The 17,079-nt window shown below is 68.2% G+C and carries 12 protein-coding genes and 1 pseudogene; 2 read left to right on the forward strand and 11 right to left on the reverse strand.

Going from position 1 to position 17,079, the window contains the following annotated elements; genetic code table 11:
- Positions 1-18 precede the first annotated feature (18 nt).
- The 3 genes from HWY45_RS09830 to HWY45_RS09840 are packed head-to-tail and all read right to left on the reverse strand — an operon-like array spanning position 19 to position 5,807.
- Positions 19-1,464, reverse strand: a complete 1,446-nt coding sequence (locus HWY45_RS09830) for an efflux transporter outer membrane subunit (RefSeq protein WP_059886028.1) — start codon at positions 1,462-1,464, stop codon at positions 19-21.
- Positions 1,464-4,601: a multidrug efflux RND transporter permease subunit gene (locus HWY45_RS09835; RefSeq protein WP_059886029.1), complete on the reverse strand. Its 3,138-nt coding sequence runs from the start codon at positions 4,599-4,601 to the stop codon at positions 1,464-1,466. The genes HWY45_RS09830 and HWY45_RS09835 overlap by 1 nt, the downstream gene beginning before the upstream one ends.
- A 15-nt stretch (positions 4,602-4,616) precedes the next feature.
- Complete coding sequence (locus HWY45_RS09840; protein ID WP_059560549.1) at positions 4,617-5,807, reverse strand: MexX/AxyX family multidrug efflux RND transporter periplasmic adaptor subunit; 1,191 nt, start codon at positions 5,805-5,807, stop codon at positions 4,617-4,619.
- A gap of 149 nt (positions 5,808-5,956) precedes the next feature.
- Between HWY45_RS09840 and HWY45_RS09845 the strand changes: the two genes are divergently transcribed.
- Positions 5,957-6,604, forward strand: a complete 648-nt coding sequence (locus HWY45_RS09845; RefSeq protein WP_059886031.1) for a TetR family transcriptional regulator — start codon at positions 5,957-5,959, stop codon at positions 6,602-6,604.
- 345 nt (positions 6,605-6,949) lie between these two features.
- Positions 6,950-8,188: a M23 family metallopeptidase gene (locus HWY45_RS09850; RefSeq protein ID WP_059886033.1), complete on the forward strand. Its 1,239-nt coding sequence runs from the start codon at positions 6,950-6,952 to the stop codon at positions 8,186-8,188.
- Between the two features lie 24 nt (positions 8,189-8,212).
- Here HWY45_RS09850 and HWY45_RS09855 read toward each other — a convergent pair whose 3' ends face one another.
- The 8 genes and pseudogenes from HWY45_RS09855 to HWY45_RS09890 all read right to left on the reverse strand — a co-directional run bounded on the left by HWY45_RS09855 (position 8,213) and on the right by HWY45_RS09890 (position 17,062).
- Entirely contained in the window at positions 8,213-8,941 is a 729-nt protein-coding gene (locus HWY45_RS09855; protein WP_059886035.1) for an amino acid ABC transporter permease, read from the reverse strand.
- 16 nt (positions 8,942-8,957) lie between these two features.
- Positions 8,958-9,680, reverse strand: a complete 723-nt coding sequence (locus HWY45_RS09860; RefSeq protein ID WP_059806943.1) for an amino acid ABC transporter permease — start codon at positions 9,678-9,680, stop codon at positions 8,958-8,960.
- A 119-nt stretch (positions 9,681-9,799) separates the two neighbouring features.
- Positions 9,800-10,615, reverse strand: a complete 816-nt coding sequence (locus HWY45_RS09865) for an ABC transporter substrate-binding protein (RefSeq protein WP_059807246.1) — start codon at positions 10,613-10,615, stop codon at positions 9,800-9,802.
- A 203-nt stretch (positions 10,616-10,818) separates the two neighbouring features.
- A pseudogene (locus HWY45_RS09870) lies at positions 10,819-10,995 on the reverse strand (alpha/beta hydrolase); the annotation flags it as partial.
- A gap of 202 nt (positions 10,996-11,197) precedes the next feature.
- Positions 11,198-12,307, reverse strand: a complete 1,110-nt coding sequence (locus HWY45_RS09875; RefSeq protein ID WP_059886039.1) for an agmatine deiminase family protein — start codon at positions 12,305-12,307, stop codon at positions 11,198-11,200.
- Between the two features lie 266 nt (positions 12,308-12,573).
- A complete protein-coding gene (locus HWY45_RS09880) occupies positions 12,574-13,878 on the reverse strand; it encodes an MFS family transporter (protein WP_059806953.1) in 1,305 nt (434 codons plus the stop codon).
- Between the two features lie 239 nt (positions 13,879-14,117).
- Positions 14,118-15,797: a SpoVR family protein gene (locus HWY45_RS09885; protein WP_059560524.1), complete on the reverse strand. Its 1,680-nt coding sequence runs from the start codon at positions 15,795-15,797 to the stop codon at positions 14,118-14,120.
- Entirely contained in the window at positions 15,794-17,062 is a 1,269-nt protein-coding gene (locus tag HWY45_RS09890; protein ID WP_059886041.1) for a YeaH/YhbH family protein, read from the reverse strand. Before HWY45_RS09890 ends, HWY45_RS09885 begins: the two co-directional genes overlap by 4 nt.
- Between the last annotated feature and the right edge of the window lie 17 nt (positions 17,063-17,079).

Here is a 17,079-nt window from a genome sequence, read left to right on the forward strand (position 1 = left end):
CGTGACGCGCGCACGGCGTCACGCGCCGGCCGCCTCCCCGCCCGCCGGCGACCAGCCGCCGCCGAGCGTGCGGTACAGCGCGATCGCATTGCCGAGCCTGAGCTGCTTCAGGCGGATCAGCTCCTGCCCCGATTCGAACGTGCTGCGCTGCGCGTCGAGCAGTTCGAGATACGTCGCGACACCGCCGCCGTAACGGCGCTCGGCGAGCTTCAGGCGTGCGCCGTCCGCTTCGTACACGGCCTGCTGCGCGGCGAGCTGCGTGTCGATCCAGCCGCGCGCGGCGAACGCGTCCGCCACTTCGCGGAACGCCACCTGCACGCTCTTCTCGTATTCGGCCACCGCGATGTGCTTGCGTGCGTTCGCGACGTCGAGATTCGCGCGGTTGCGCCCGCCCGCGAAGATCGGCAGCGTGACGCGCGGCGCGAACGTCCACACGCCGGTGCCGCCCGCGAACAGCCCCGAGAACGCGTCGCTGACCGAGCCGATGTCGGTCGTCAGCGCGATGCGCGGGAAGAACGCCGCGCGCGCCGCGCCGATCTGCGCGTTCGCGGCGCGCAGCCGCGCCTCGGCCTGCCGGATGTCCGGCCGGCGTTCGAGCAGTTCGCTCGGCGCGCCGGGCGCGACCGGCGCGATCGCGAGCGTGTCGAGCGTCAGCCCGTCGCCGGGCGCGGCCAGCGCGAAGTCGCCCGCGAGCAGCTGCAGCGCGCGCACCGCCTGCGCATGCTCGCGCTGCAGCGCGGCCTGCGACGCACGCGCGGACGCCACCAGCATCTCGGCGGAGCGCAGCTCGATCGCGTCGCTCGTGCCGGCCGCATAGCGGCGCTGCGTCAGCGCCGCGATCCGCTCGCGCGCATCGAGCGTGCGCTGCGCGAGCCCGAGCTGCTCGTGCAGCGCGCGCTCCGCGACGTAGGCATTGGCGACTTCGGCGATCACGCCGATGCGCACCGTGCGCTGCGCTTCGGCAGTCGCGAAATACTCGGCGAGCGCCGCGTCCGACAGGCTTTTCACGCGGCCGAACAGATCGAGCTCGTACGCGCTGATGCCGACGTCCGCGCGATACAGCCCGCTCACCGCGCTCTCGCGCACCACCGGGTCGTACTGGCGCGTGCGTTCGTAGCCGAGGTTCGCGTCGACCGACGGCAGCCGGTCCGCGCGCTGCACGCCGTACAGCGCGCGCGCTTCCTCGAGCCGGCCGGCCGCGATCCGCAGGTCGCGGTTGTTCGCGAGCGCCGCGTCGATCCACGCCTGCAGCGCCGGATCGGTGAAATACGCGCGCCAGTCGTCGAGCAGCGCGAGGCTGTACGGTTGCGCGGCCGACGGTGCGCCGTCTACCGGCGCATAAGTCGACGGCACCGGCGCCGCCGGGCGCTCGTGGCGCGGCGCGAGCGAGCAGCCCGCGAGCGCGAGCGCGGCGGCCAGCGCGACCTGGGCGCGCAGGCCTGCGCACGCCTTCAGGCGAAACATCATGATGACGTACCCTCCATCGTCGCCGGCAGCGCTGCGCGCCGGCGCGGGCCGACGTTGAACAGCCGGCCGACGATCACGAAAAACAGCGGGACGAGGAACACCGCGAGCACGGTCGCCGTGATCACGCCGCCGAGCACGCCGGTGCCGATCGCCATCTGCGCGCCGGACGCGGCGCCCGACGCGAACGCGAGCGGCAGCACGCCGACGCCGAACGCGAGCGACGTCATCACGATCGGCCGCAGCCGCAGCCGCGCGGCTTCGAGCGCGGCGTCGGCGAGCGGCATCCCCTGCGCGACGAAATCCTTCGCGACCTCAACGATCAGGATCGCGTTCTTCGCCGACAGCCCGATCGTCGCGATCAGTCCCACCTTGAAATAAATGTCGTTCGGCATCCCGCGCAACGTCACGCCGAGCACCGCGCCGATCACGCCGAGCGGCACCACCAGCATCACCGCGAACGGAATCGACCAGCTCTCGTACAGCGCGGCCAGCGCGAGGAACACGACGAGCACCGACAGCGCGAACAGCATCGGCGCCTGCGCGCCGGACAAGCGCTCCTCGAACGACTGCCCCGACCACGCGAAGCTGGTGCCGGCCGGCAACTGCGACGCGATCCGCTCGATCGCGGCCATCGCGTCGCCGCTGCTGTGGCCGTGCGCCGCCGAACCGTTGATCGTGAACGACGGGAAGCCGTTGTAGCGCGTGAGCTGCGGCGGCCCGAGGGTCCAGTGCAGCGTCGCGAACGCCGCGAGCGGCACCATCTCGCCGCGCGCGTTGCGCACGCGCAGCTTCTTCACGTCGTCCTGGTCGAGCCGGCTCGCGCCGTCCGCCTGCACGATCACGCGCCGCACCTGCGTGCCGTGCATGAAGTCGCCGATGTAGTCGGAACCGAACATCACCGCGAGCGTCGTGTTGATCTCGTCCATCGACACGCCGAGCGCGGAGGCCTTCGCGCGGTCGATGTCGAGCTTCAGCTGCGGCGCGTCCTGCGTGCCGGCGAACATCAGGTCGGTGAGCGCCGGATCCTTGCCGCCCGCTTCGAGCAGCTTCTCGCGCGCGGCGACGAACGCCGCGTAGTCGAGCCCGCCGCGGTTCTGCAGCCGGAAGTCGAAGCCGTTGGTCGAACCGAGGTCCGGCAGCGGCGGCGCGTTCATCGCGAACACCATCGTGTTCGGCGTCGCCGCGAAGCGCTCGTTGATGCGCGCGACGATCGCCTGCACCTGGTCGTGCGCCGACTTGCGGTCCTTCCAGTTCTTCAGCGTCACGAAGATCATCCCGCCGTTCGCCCCCTCGCCGTACGTGTTGTAGCCGCCGAGCGCGAACGTGTAGGCGGACGGCTCCTCGGCGCGCACGTATTCGTCGACCTGGCGCACGCTCTGCATCGTCTCCGCGAGCGGCGTGCCCTGCGGGCGGATCACCATCACCGTGAAGTTGCCCTGATCCTCGTCCGGCAGGAACGCGGTCGGCAGGCGCGTGAGCAGCAGCGCGGCGACCGCGGTCAGCACGCCGTACACCACCAGCCAGCGCACCGGCTTCTTCAGCACGCCGCCGACGCGCCGCGCATAGCGCTCGGTCGCGTGCGCGACGAAGCGGTTGAACCAGCCGAAGAAGCCGCCCTTCTCGTGATGGCCGTCCGCGACCGGCTTGAGCAGCGTCGCGCACAGCGCGGGCGTCAGCGACAGCGCGAGGAACGCCGAGAAGCCGATCGACACCGCGAGCGCCAGCGCGAACTGGCGATAGATGTTGCCCACGGCGCCGCCGAAGAACGCCATCGGCACGAACACCGACGTCAGCACCACCGTGATGCCGACGATCGCGCCGCTGATCTGCTGCATCGCCTTGACGGTCGCGTCGTACGGCGCGAGCTGCTCCTCGACCATCAGCCGCTCGACGTTCTCGACGACGACGATCGCATCGTCGACGAGGATGCCGATCGCGAGCACCATCCCGAACATCGTCAGCACGTTGATCGAGAAACCGGCCGCGAACATCACGCCGAACGTGCCCGCGAGCGCGACCGGCACGACGAGCGTCGGGATCAGCGTGGCGCGCAGGTTCTGCATGAACAGGAACATCACGAGGAACACCAGCACGCCGGCCTCGATCAGCGTCGTGACGACCTTGTTCATCGACACGCGCACGAACGACGACGTCTCGTACGGGATCTGGTACTTCACGCCCGGCGGGAAATACGCGGACAGCTCGTCCATCGTCGCGCGCACGCGCTTCTCGGTGGCCACCGCGTTCGAGCCCGGCGCGAGCTTGATGCCCATCCCGGTCGCGACCTTGCCGTTCACGTACGACGGATAGTTGTAGTCGTTGCCGCCGAACTCGATGCGCGCGACGTCGCGCAGGAACAGCGCGGAGCCGTCCGGCCGCGCGCGCAGCGCGATCGCGCCGAAATCGGCGGGCGTCTTCAGCGGCGCGTCGGCGTAGACGGTCGCCGCGATCGGCGCGCTGTCGGGCACCGCGCTGCGGCCGATGTCGCCCACCGTCACGCGCGCGTTGTGCGCGCGCACGGCCGACGCGACATCCGATGCGGTGAGCCCGTGGCCGGCCAGCTTCACCGGGTCCGGCCAGATCCGCATCGCGTATTCCGCGCCCCAGAACTGCACCTTGCCGACGCCCTCGACGCGCCGCAGCGCCTGCACGACGTTCGCCGACGCATATTCGCCGAGCTGCACGGCGCTCATCCGGCCGTCGTCGGACGTCAGCGACACGACGAGCTGGATGTTGTCGGCGGCCTTCTCGACCTGGATGCCGTCGCGCCGCACGGGCTCGGGCAGCCGCGCCTCGACCGTCTTCAGGCGGTTCTGCACCTCGACGGCCGCGAGATCGGCGTTCACGCCCTGCCGGAACGTCAGGTACAGCGACGCCGAGCCGACGCTGCTCGTCGCGGACGTATACAGCAGCCCCGGCGCGCCGTTCATCTCGCGCTCGATGAGCGCGGTGACGGATTCCTCGACGACCTGCGCGGACGCGCCCGGATACGTCGCGTAGATGCTGACGACCGGCGGCGCGATGTCCGGGTACTGCGCGACGGGCAGCGCGCGGATCGCGAACACGCCGCCCAGCATGATGAAGAGTGCGATCACCCACGCGAACACGGGGCGATCGATGAAGAAACGTGCCATGTTGATTCGAACCGATCAGGTTTGACGGGCGGCCGCCGCCGAAGCAGGCGCGGCCGCGGGCGGCGCGGGCCGCTCGACGGGCGTGACCGCGGTGCCGGGCGCGAACTGGGCGGCGTTGTCGACGATCACGCGCTCGCCGCCCGCGAGGCCGCGCGTGATGCGCCAGTCGCGGCCGGCCATCTGGTCGGCGACGACCTCGACGTCGCGCACCTTGCCGTTCGCGCCGACGACCTTCACCGACGCGCGGTCGGCGCCGCGCAACAGCGCGTCGCGCGGCACCAGGATCGCCTGGCGGTCGACCGCGTTGTCGAGCGCGATCCGCACGTATGCGCCGGGCAGCAGCTCGCGCTCGGGGTTCGGGAACAGCGCGCGCATCGCGACGGTGTCGGTGGTCGGGTCGACCGCGAGATCGCTGAACAGCAGCTTGCCTTTCAGCGGATACGCGCTGCCGTCGGCGCGCAGCAGCGTCACCGCGACGTCCTGCTGCGCGATGCCGGTCGCGCGGCCGCTTTTCACCGCGCGGCGCAGCGCGTCGACGTCCGCGGCCGGCTGCGAGAAGTTCACGTAGATCGGATCGAGCTGCTCGACGGTCGTCAGCGGCGTTGCCTGGTCCTGGCCGACGAGCGCGCCTTCGGTGACGAGCGCGCGCCGCGCGCGGCCCGCGATCGGCGCGGTCACCGTCGCATAGTCGAGCTGCAGTTGCGCGCGCGCCAGCTCGGCCTTCGCCGACGCGAGTTCGGCCTTCGCCTGCGCGTCGGCCGCGACGGCCTCGGTGTGGTCGCGCTCGCTGACGGCGCGGTCGCGCACCAGATCGTCGTAGCGGCGGCGCTTGTCGCTCGCCGCGAGCGCCGCGGCCTGCGCCTTCGCGAGCGCGCCCTGCGCCGCGTCGCGCGCGGCCTTCAGCGGCGCGGGATCGATGCGGAACAGCACCGCGCCCTGCTTGACCTCCTGCCCCTCCTCGTAGGTGCGCGCGGTGACGATGCCCGCGACCCGCGCGCGCACCTCCGCCTGCCGGTACGCTTCGAGCCGGCCCGGCAGTTCGACGCCGAGCGGCATCGCGGTCGGCCGCACGGTCAGCACCGTCGCGCGCTGCGCGGCCTCGGGCGCGGCCGCGTGTTCGCCCTTTCCGCATCCGGCGACGGCCAGCATGGCCAGCAGCGCGAACGGCGCCAGCCCGTGGCGCGACAGGGAGCGATTATTCTTCATTTGGACCTCGGATCATGTGCCGCCATTAAAATGCGGCGGCTCAGGGTGGCTGATTATAATCAGTCATGACTGATTAAATACATGCCGTTTTAAATCTACCGGCGAAGTGTCTCAATAAAACGACAGCAAACTGTAAGGAACGACGCAACATGGCCCGCAAGACCCGGGAAGAATCACTCGCGATCAAGCACCGGATCCTCGATGCCGCCGAGCTCGTGCTGCTCGAGCGCGGCGTCGCGCAAACCGCGATGGCCGACCTCGCGGAAGCCGCCGGCATGTCGCGGGGCGCCGTGTACGGCCACTACAAGAACAAGATGGAGGTCTGTCTCGCGATGTGCGACCGCGCGTTCGCGCGCACGTCCGAAGGCTTCGAGGCCAGCGACGGCCAGTCCGCGCTCGATACGCTGCGGCGCGCCGCGTCGCACTACCTGGAGCAATGCGGCGAGCCGGGGTCGATGCAGCGGGTGCTCGTCATTCTGTATACGAAATGCGAGCATAGCGAGGAAAACCTCGCGCTGCAGCGCCGTCGCATCGCGCTCGAGCTGCAGATGCTGCGCATCGCCAAGGCGCTGCTGCGCCGCGCGGTCGCGGGCGGCGAGGTCGCGGCCGATCTCGACGTGCATCTCGCGGCCGTCTATCTCGTGTCGCTGCTCGAAGGCGTGTTCGAGTCGATCGTCTGGACCAACCGCCTGCGCCGCAATCTGTGGAGCGACGCGGAAGCGATCCTCGATGCGGGCTTCGACGCGGTCCGGACCTCGACGGCGCTGCGCCGCCGCGCGCAAAAATTGCCGGAATAAGGTTCGGAAGCGCAAAAAACACCTGATTTATCTCGAATTACCGCTCTGCGGAACAGTAATCCCGACCCTGTTTTAAATTTTCTACTTTTTGCGGAACATCGGTAGACTGGCGCTGTCACTTGAAATAGCGTCTTCGTGATATCCGGGTCCTGACCCGGCAATCGCGGCGCCGTTCGAAGCGGGTTGCGTCCCGCGCCGTTGGGTCGAACGGAAACGACACGGGCCCCTTGCGGGGCCTGTTTTGTTGCACGCCCACCTTCCGTCCCGTCGACACCCGATGCGCGCGCGGCCCGTGGACCTTGCCCACACCCTTTCGTCGAACCGTTTTCCTGGATGTGGATAGCCTTGGTCAAACCCACCGCCTACCCTGATATTTCCGCCCCGCGCACACGGCAGCGCGTGCGCGCGCTCCTGCCGGCCGCCGTGCTCGGCGCCCTCGCCACGCTCGGTCTCGCGGTCGTCACGCTGCCGGCCGTGTCGCAACTGCCGGGCGCCGTCGATACCGGCGCGGCCGCGACGCCGCAGCGCGTGCTGTCGGATACCCCGTTTCCCAGCGCCGAGCATTTCGTCGCGAGCGAGCTTGCGCGGTCGATCGGCGAGCGCAATGCGCAGCCGGGCCTGTTCGCGCCGCTCAGCGCGCACCGTAACGACATGCTCGGCTATGCGAACCTGTTTACGCTCGCGCCGCCCCAGCCCGAGCACGGGCTGCGCGCGGGCGACATCGAGCTGACGCTGTCCGATACGCTGAACCGCCTCGACCTGCCGCCCGAAGTGCGGATCCAGCTCGGCGATCTCGTCAGCGGCAAGGTGCCGATGCGCGAAAGCGCGCACCGCGGGGATTACTACCGCGTCGCGTTCGACACGACCGGTAGCGCGCCGCGCCTCACCGCGCTCGAGCTGCGCGTGGCCGGCCGCACGTTCGGCGCGCTGTGGTTCAAGCCGCCGGGCGCCGACAAGGGCGCGTATTACATGCTCGACGGCACGCCGCTCGAAGCGGCCGCGTTCACGATGCCCGTCAAGTGGACGCGCATCAGCTCGTTCTTCGGCGAGCGCGTCCATCCGTTGTCGCAGGAGATGGCGTTCCATACCGGCGTCGATCTCGCCGCGCCGTCCGGCACCCGCGTCGACGCGGCGGCCGACGGCACCGTGTCGTTCGTCGGCACCGATCCGGGCGGCTACGGCAAATACGTGATCGTCGACCACGCCGACGGCTATTCGACCTACTACGCGCACCTGTCCGCGTTCGCGCACGGGCTGAAGGTCGGCGAGCCCGTCAAGCAGGGCCAACGGCTCGGCTCGGTCGGGATGACCGGCGCGGCCACGGGCCCGCACCTGCATTTCGAGGTGCGCGCTGCCGATCAGCCGGTCGACCCGCTCGTCACGCTCGCGAGCGCGCAGACGGCGCTATCCGACATGCAGCTCACCGCATTCCGCCAGGAAGCCGCGCAATGGCGCTTCCGCCTCGCGTCGATCAGCACCGCGCCGTTCGCGTTCGCGCAAACCGACGGCCCGCTGTGGGGCGATTTCGCGCGCGACAAGTCGACGCTGCGCGCGGTGTTCAACACGCACTACACCGCGTCCTGACGCGCGCCGAGTCCGCCCTGCCCGTCAGCGTCGCGCCGGCTGCGCGCGCTCGCCGCCGATGCGGGCGGCACGGGCCGCGCGCGGCCTGCGCATCAGCAGCCAGCGCGCCGCGCCGTCGAGCGACGTGCACAGCACGAGGTAGATCGCGGCGACGAACAGGAAGATCGGCGCCGGGTACACCATCAGCCGGTTGTTCACCTGCGTCGCGACGAACGACAGCTCCGGCACGCCGACGATGTACGCGAGCGACGTGTCCTTCACGAGCGCGACCCACTGGTTGACGAACGACGGCGTCATGATCCGGATCGCCTGCGGCAGCAGCACGTAGCGCACCGTCTGCCAGCGCGTGAGGCCCAGCGACAGCCCGGCCTGCCATTGCCCGGCGCCGGCCGCGACGATACCCGCATGCACCGCGTGCGCGAGATACGCGCCGCCGATCAGCGCCAGCGCGCATACCACCGTCGCGAGCCCCGGCACGTCCGTGTGCAGCAGCATCGGCATCAGGAAATACGTCCAGAAGATCAGCATCAGCACCGGAATCGCGCGGAAGAAGCCGATGAACGCGAGCAGCGGCACGCGCGCCCAGCCGCGCACGAGCGCCATCGCGACGCCGAGCGCGACGCCCAGCACCGCCGACGCGAACGCGGACGCCATGGCCAGCACGAGCGACAGCGCGGCGCCGCCGAGCGGCCCGTCCGGAAACGCACCGACGAGCAGGTAAGGAAGATTGTTGGCGAGCAGCGAGAGATCCATCGTCAATGCTCCGCGCCTAGCCGGCCACACCGAGCCGGTCGCGCCATCGCGCGGCCGCATACGCGACGGCCTCGATCGCGGCGGCCGCGGCGATGTACAGCACGGTCGCGACGCCGAACGCGGCGAACGTCTTGAAGGTTTCCGTCTCGACCTGCCGCGACGCGTACGACAGCTCCGCAACGCCGATCGCCATCGCCAGCGACGAGTTCTTCACGAGGTTCATGTATTGCCCGAACAGCGGCGGCAGCGCGATGCGCACCGCCTGCGGCAGGATCACGTAGCGCAGCGCCTGCAGCGGCGTGAGGCCGAGCGCCACGGCGGCGTCGCGCTGCGCGCCCGGCACGCCGCGCAGGCCCGCCTCGCACTCCTCGGCGACGAACGCGGCCGTATACGCGCTCAGCCCGACCCAGCCCGCGACGAATTCGAACGACGGCCACGCGAGCGTGACCGGGCCCGCGTGCCACGCATGGCGCGCGTTCAGCCACGCGACCCACGTGTCGGGCAGCAGCGACGCGACGCCGAAATACCAGAACAGCAGTTGAACCAGCAGCGGCGTGTTGCGGAACGTGACGACGTAGGCCGCGGCGGCGGCGCGCCACGCGCGGTGACGCGCATGGCGCAGGATCGCGAGCACGAGCCCGCCCGCGGTCGCGGCAATGGCCGACGCGGCCGCCAGGCCGAGCGTCAGCAGGAAGCCCTGCCAGAGCCATGACAAATATTTGGGAGCCAGCCCGAGCATGCATGTGGCGCGGGCGCTCGGCGCCCGCGATCATCGAAAGTCAACAGGAATGCGCCTCGACGCGCGCGCCGGCCGGGGCCGGCCGCACATCGCGGCGCGCGGGTCGCGTTCGGGTCAGGTCAGGTCTTGTCGCCGATGCGGAAGATGCGCGTGAGCGGCGTCTTCGTCGTCGGGCCGAACCATGCGTCGTAGATCTGCGTCGCGCGGCCGCTCGACTCGAGCCCCTTCAGCGTGTCGTTGACGAAGCCGAGCAGGCGCGTCTCGCCCTTCGGCACGCCCACGCCCATGTAGTCGTTCGAGATGGTGAACGCGGGAATCTCGTAGTTCTGCTTGTCCGGCACGTTCGCGAGCAGGCCGATCAGCTTCGGGCCGTCCTGCGTGATCGCCTGCACGTTGCCGGCGCGCAGCGCGGCGAACGCGAACGGCGTGTCGTCGTACGCGACGATCGTCGCCTTCGGGAATTTCTCGCGCAGCGTGATCTCGTTCGTCGTGCCCTTGTCCGCGCCGACGCGCAGGCCGCTCAACTGCTCGGCCGACTTCAGCACGCCCTTCTTCGCAAGGAACTGCTGGCCCGACGAGAAGTACGGAATGCTGAAATCGACCTGCTTCGCACGCTCGTCGGTGATCGTGAAGTTCGCGAGCACGAGATCGACCTTGCCGGAGGTCAGGAACGGAATGCGGTTCGCCGGATTGGTCGGCTGCAGCTGCAGCTTCACGCCGAGCTTGTCGGCGAGCGCCTTCGCGTAGTCGACGTCGAGGCCGACGATGTGGTTGGTCTTCCCGTCGACGTAACCGAACGGCGGGTTGCTGTCGAAGGTGGCGACGCGCAGCACGCCGGCCTTCTTGATGTCGTCGAGACGGTCTGCGTGTGCGGCGGTGCCGGCGGCGACGAGCGCGGCGCCGACGAGCCAGCTGGCGAGCGTGTGGAATTTCATGAGCACGACCTGATTGTTATGAGGACCGTCGCGGATCACGCGGCGGCCCGGTTCGAGGAACTTCACGACGGGTGGTGCCGTGAAGCCGCTAACGTATCAGCGTGCTCGCCGCGGCCGAACCAAGAAATGGTGCTTTGCTCTGCGGATTTCGTGATGAAGGCATGCGGCGGCCATGCGGCTCGGCAGCGCGGCGCGCCCGTTCGTCACGCGGCCGGCGCGGTCGCGGCCTCGTCGGTCAGCGCGGCGACCTCGACGGGATTCGACGCGAGCGACGCATGGCTTGCCGCGAGCGTGATCGTCTTGCGCGGCTGCATGCGCGCCGCCATCCGCTGCGGGTTCTCCGGCGCGATCATCCGGCCGTCGCTCGAGATCGGGTACCACTCGGCCGCCAAGGGGCGCGCGCACAAAAAAAGGCGCCCGCTGCAAGCAGCGGGCGCGAATCCCAGTCAAGGAGGTGTCACACGAACTACCGGTTCAGATTAAGGAAATCGCGTGCGACGGGCAACGAAGCGATTTCGATATCGATATGACGGCCATGTGCCGTCCACGGACCGGGCGATCGTGCGCGGCCGCGCCGCGTGCTCATGCCGGCACTTCCCGGGTCGCGCAGTGAATGCCGCCGCCGCCCGCGGCAATGCCGTCGATGTCGAGCTGGATCACGTCGCGGCCCGGGAACAGGTCGACGAGCGTATCGCGCGTATTCTTGTCCGCGCGGCTGTCGCCGAATGCCGGCGCGATCACCGCGCGATTGCAGACGTAGAAATTGATGTAGCCGGCCGCGAACTCCGCGTTCTCGTATTTGCGCCGCACGGTTTTCGGCCCCGGCAGCACCACGACCTTCAGCGCCCGCCCCTTCGCGTCGGTCGCTTGCCGCAGGATCTCGAGATGCCGCCGCGTGACCGCGTGATCGTAGGACGACGGATCCGTATCGAGCCCGGCCACCACGACGCCCGGGCTCGTGAAGCGCGCATAGAAGTCGGTATGCCCGTCGGTAATGTCCTTGCCCGCGATGCCGGGCAGCCAGATGATCTTCTTCAGCCCGAGCAGGCGGCTCAGCTCGGCTTCGCACTGCGCCTGGCTGACGCCCGGATTCCGGTTCGGATTGAGCACGCAGCTGCGCGTGATGATCGCCGTGCCCTCGCCGTCCACCTCGATGCCGCCGCCTTCCAGCACCAGCCGCGTGTCGAGCAGCCGCGCACCGGCGCGCCCGGCCACGAACGGCGCGACTTCCGCGTCCTGATCGTGTTCCTGCTTGTTGCCCCAGCCGTTGAAATTGAAGTTCACGCCGCCGAGCTGCCCCGACGCCTGCTTCACGAACACGGGCCCCGTGTCGCGCATCCACAGATCGTCGACCGGATGCTGGACCAGCTCGACCGATGCGCCGCACAGGCGCGATGCAATCGCATAGTCCTGTTCCCGCACCAGCATCTTGACCGGCTCGTGCGCGGCGATCGCCTTCGCGATGGCGGCCAGGTTCTCGCGCACCACGGGCAGCAGCCGCGCGCCCCAGATGTCCTCGCTCGGGCCGAACGCCATCCAGGTGGCCGTATGCGGCGCGCCCTCGTCGGGCATGTGCCACGTCGCACCTTGCGCGCGGGCCGCGCCGCTCCATGCGCCGCCCAGCGTGCCGGCCAGCAGCGCGGAACCCGAGGCGAACAGGCCCCGCTTCAGTATCTGACGTCGTGTCGTCATCGTCGTGCTCTCTGTTCCTGGATGTGACAGGCGGCGATTGTGAGGCAGATCAGACTTGATCGATATTGATTTTTCCTGGTTGAATCGATCAAGTTTTCTCATATCTTGATGCCAGCATTCCGCCCCTGATTTTCCGCCCGGTTTCGAGGCGGCGGCCCGGCCGGGCGATGTCCCGCGCGCTTGCTCGTCCATGGCGAGGCTCAAAAAAAACGTCCCGCCAGCAGGCGGGACGTTAATCATGAAGCCGGGGGTTGGTGCGCAACCGATCACGGCTCGTGACGCAGGTACCCTTCCTTGCTCGGATCGCGCATCCGGTACGACACGAGCAGCGAGATCGCGCACAGCGCGGTCACATACCAGTAGAACGTCTCCTCGCTGCCGATCGACTTGAACCACAGCGCGACGTACTCGGCCGAGCCGCCGAAGATCGCGTTCGCGACCGCATACGACAGGCCGACACCCATCGCGCGCACTTCGGGCGGGAACATCTCGGCCTTGATCAGGCCGCTGATCGACGTGTAGAAGCTGACGATCGCGAGCGCGACCGTGATCAGCGCGAACGCCGCGACCGGGCTCTGCACGTCCTTCAGCGCATGCATCAGCGGCACCGTGCCGATCACCGAGCACACGCCGAACAGGATCATCGACATGCGGCGGCCGATCTTGTCGGACAGCGCGCCGAACACCGGCTGCAGCAGCATGTAGACGAGCAGCGCGACGGTCATCACGTTGCTGGCGGTCTTCGCATGCATGCCGGCCGTGTTCACGAGGTACTTCTGCATGTACGTCGTGAACGTGTAGAAGATCAGCGAGCCGCCGGCCGTGAAGCCGACCACCGTGAAGAACGCGCCCTTGTGCTGCCACACGCCGCGGATCGTGCCGGCATCCTTCTTGTCGCGCGACGCGCTGGTCGACGTCTCGTCGAGCGACTTGCGCAGGTACAGCGAGACCAGCGCGGCCGCCGCGCCGACCACGAACGGAATGCGCCAGCCCCACGCCTTCAGCTCCGCGGTCGACAGCGTCTGCTGCAGGATCACGAGCACGAGCAGCGCGCACAGCTGGCCGCCGATCAGCGTCACGTACTGGAACGACGCGAAGAAGCCGCGCCGCCCCTTCAGCGCGACTTCGCTCATGTAGGTCGCGCTCGTGCCGTACTCGCCGCCCACCGACAGCCCCTGGAACAGCCGCGCGATCAGCAGCAGCAGCGGCGCGAATGCGCCGATCTGCGCATAGGTCGGCAGCACCGCGATCACGAGCGAGCCGCCGCACATCATCAGCACCGAGATCATCATCGCGGCGCGGCGGCCGTGACGGTCGGCGATGCGGCCGAACAGCCAGCCGCCGATCGGGCGCATCAGGAAGCCGGCCGCGAACACGCCGGCGGTGTTCAGCAGCTGCGTCGTCGTGTTGCCGCTCGGGAAGAACGCGGGCGCGAAGTACAGCGCGCAGAACGAGTAGATGTAGAAGTCGAACCACTCGACGAGGTTGCCCGACGAGGCGCCGACGATGGCGAACACGCGCCGCCGGGTGTCGTGCGCGGACGGCACGGCTTGGTCGGTCTGGACGTCCATGGGTTGGTCTGTTCCTTTGTAGTGCTTTTGGGCGTGACGGCTGCGACACCGCCGCGTGCGGAAGCGCGTGGCACCGGTTCTGGCGCATGGCGCCACCGGATTTTAGCGAAACGCGATGAAAAGAGCTGTCCGGATTCGCCCGGATGGAGAAGATTTTTCTCCGGACATCCCGTCGTCATATGAAAACGCCAGCCCGCGGGCTGGCGTCGACCGACATCAGGCGCACCGGCGCATGCCGCTCACACGCGCACTTCGGGCGGCGTATAGCGGCACTCGTAGCGCTTGCGCACGGTGCCCGCCTCGTCGACGCTTTCCAGGTACACGTCGAACTGCCACAGCCGCGCCATGTGCTTGAGCACCTCGTCGCTGTCGTTCGACAGGTGCCGGTTGTCGGTCATGAAGTGGCGCAGCGTGAGGCTGCGATCGCCGCGCGTGTTGACCGCCCACACCTGGATGTTCGGCTCGCGATGATGGATGTCGTACTGCCGCGACAGCGCCTGCCGCACGTACTGGTAGCCGGAGTCGTCGTGGATCGCCGACACCTCGAGCGAATCGCGCATGTCGTCGTCGAGCACCGAGAACAGCCGCATCTCGCGGATCAGGTGCGGCGACAGGTATTGCGCGATGAAGCTCTCGTCCTTGAAGTTGCGCATCGCGTAATGCATGGCCGGCAGCCACGGGCTGCCCGCGAGCTCGGGGAACCACTTGTAGTCCTCGTCCGTCGGCGCTTCGCAGATCCGCCGGATGTCGCTCATCATCGAGAAGCCGAGCGCATACGGGTTGATCCCGCTGTAGTACGGTTTCGTGACGGGCGGCTGGTAGATCACGTTGCTGTGCGAATGGAGGAACTCCATCATGAAGCCGTCTTCCAGCTTGCCCTGGTTGTACAGCGTGTTGAGCAGCGTGTAATGCCAGAACGTCGCCCAGCCTTCGTTCATCACCTGCGTCTGCCGCTGCGGATAGAAGTACTGGCCGATCTTGCGCACGATGCGGATCACTTCCCGCTCCCATGGCTCGAGCAGCGGCGCGTTCTTCTCCGCGAAATACAGCAGGTTTTCCTGCGGCTCCGGCGGATAGCGTTCTTCCTGCTCCTCGGCGAGCTCCGGCTTGCGGTTCGGCAGCGTGCGCCACAGCTCGTTGATCTGCGACTGCATGTACGCCTCGCGCTCGCGGCGCAGCGCCGCTTCCTTCGACAGCGACGGCTTCTGCGGCCGCTTGTAGCGGTCGACGCCGTAGTTCATCAGCGCGTGGCACGAGTCGAGCAGCTCCTCGACGCGGTCGAGGCCGAAGCGCTCCTCGCATTCGGCGACGTAGTTCTTCGCGTAGACGAGGTAGTCGATGATCGCGTGCGCATCGGTCCACAACCGGAACAGGTAGTTGCCCTTGAAGAACGAGTTGTGCCCGTACGCCGCGTGCGCGATGACGAGCGCCTGCATCGTCATCGTGTTCTCTTCCATCAGATACGCGATGCACGGGTTCGAATTGATGACGATCTCGTAGGCGAGCCCCATCTGGCCGCGGCGATAGCTCTTCTCGGTCGACAGGAAATGCTTGCCGAACGACCAGTGCCGGTAGTTGACCGGCATCCCGACCGACGCGTACGCGTCCATCATCTGCTCGGCGCTGATCAGCTCGAGCTGGATCGGGTAGATGTCGAGCTCATACTGCTCGGCAACCTGCGCGATATGCGTGTCGTATTCCTCGAGCAACTCGAAGGTCCAGTCGGACGGGCACGGCAGCGGCCTGCGATCAGCAACGTTCATACGCGCTTCCTTCTGCCCGGCACCGGGCAAGTCGGCGGGCGGCGTCGACGGTTCGGCCCGATCGCGTTGCTGCGTTGCGTCATGGCCTGCGGTGTCGTCGCCGGATCGGCGCGGCTGGTAGCCGCGCGATTCGCTGTGCAGATGGCGGGATGTCATGACATTTCCACCTGCTTTTCGAACAATTCACGAAACACCGGGTAAATGTCGGCAGCCGATTCCACTTTTTTCATCGCGAGATGCGGTTGCGACTGCATCAACTGCGCGTACTCCAGCCAGAGATTCTGCTCTTCCGGCGCCACCTGGATGTACGCGAAGTAACGCGTCTTCGTGAGGATATCCTCTTCCAGGATTTTCCGACACTTCGGCGAATCGTCCGTCCAGTTGTCGCCGTCCGACGCCTGCGCGCCGTAGATGTTCCACTCGGTCGGCGAGTAGCGCTCGCTCTGCACCTTGCGCATCAGCTCGAGCGCGCTCGACACCACCGTGCCGCCGCTTTCGGTCGAGTGGAAGAAGGTGTCCTCGTCGACCTCCTCCGCGCGCGTGTGGTGGCGGATGAACACCACCTCGATGCGCTCGTAGTTACGCTTCAGGAACAGGTACAGCAGGATGAAGAAGCGCTTCGCGAGATCCTTGCGCTGCTCGTCCATCGAGCCGGACACGTCCATCAGGCAGAACATCACCGCCTGGCTCGACGGCTGCGGCTGCTTCACGCGGTTGATGTAGCGCAGGTCGAACGGGTCGATGAACGGGATGCGCCAGATGCGCCCTTTCAGGTGATGGATCTGGTCCTCGAGCGTGGCGATCTCCGTGCGGCGATCCTCGGGGTCGCGCTTGAGCGCTTCGAGCTGCGCCTCGAGCTCGTGCAGCTCGTTGACGAGCGGCGAGCCGAGCGCGATGCGGCGGCCGAGCGCGCTCCTCAGCGAACGCACGACGTCGATGTTGTTCGGCGTGCCTTCCGCCGACCAGCCCGCGCGCACGTTCTTCCAGCTCGGCACCGTCAGCAGGTGCGTCTTCACGAGGCGCGGCAGTTCGAGATCGTCGAAGAAGTACTGCATGAACTCGTCGCGGGACAGCTCGAACACGAAGTCGTCCTGCCCTTCGCCCTCGTTGCTGGCCTGGCTGCCGCCGCCGCCCGAGCCGCCTTGCGGCCGCGGGATCTTGTCGCCGCGCACGTAATCCTCGTTGCCCGGATGCACGTGCTCGCGGCGCCCGCCCGGCCCGTGCCGGAACGTCGGCTCGGCGATGTCCTTGCGCGGGATCGTGATGCTCTGGGTGCTCTGGATGTCCTTGATGCTACGGTCGCGCACCGCATCGGACACGGCGCGACGAATGTAGTTCTTGACGCGACGCAGAAAGCGTTCGCGGTTGGCAATGCTCTTGTTCTTGCCGGCTAGCCTGCGGTCGATGATTTGATGAAGCACGCCCGGTCTCCCGCTCG

This window comes from Burkholderia stagnalis, from assembly GCF_902830275.1.
GTDB lineage: Bacteria > Pseudomonadota > Gammaproteobacteria > Burkholderiales > Burkholderiaceae > Burkholderia > Burkholderia stagnalis.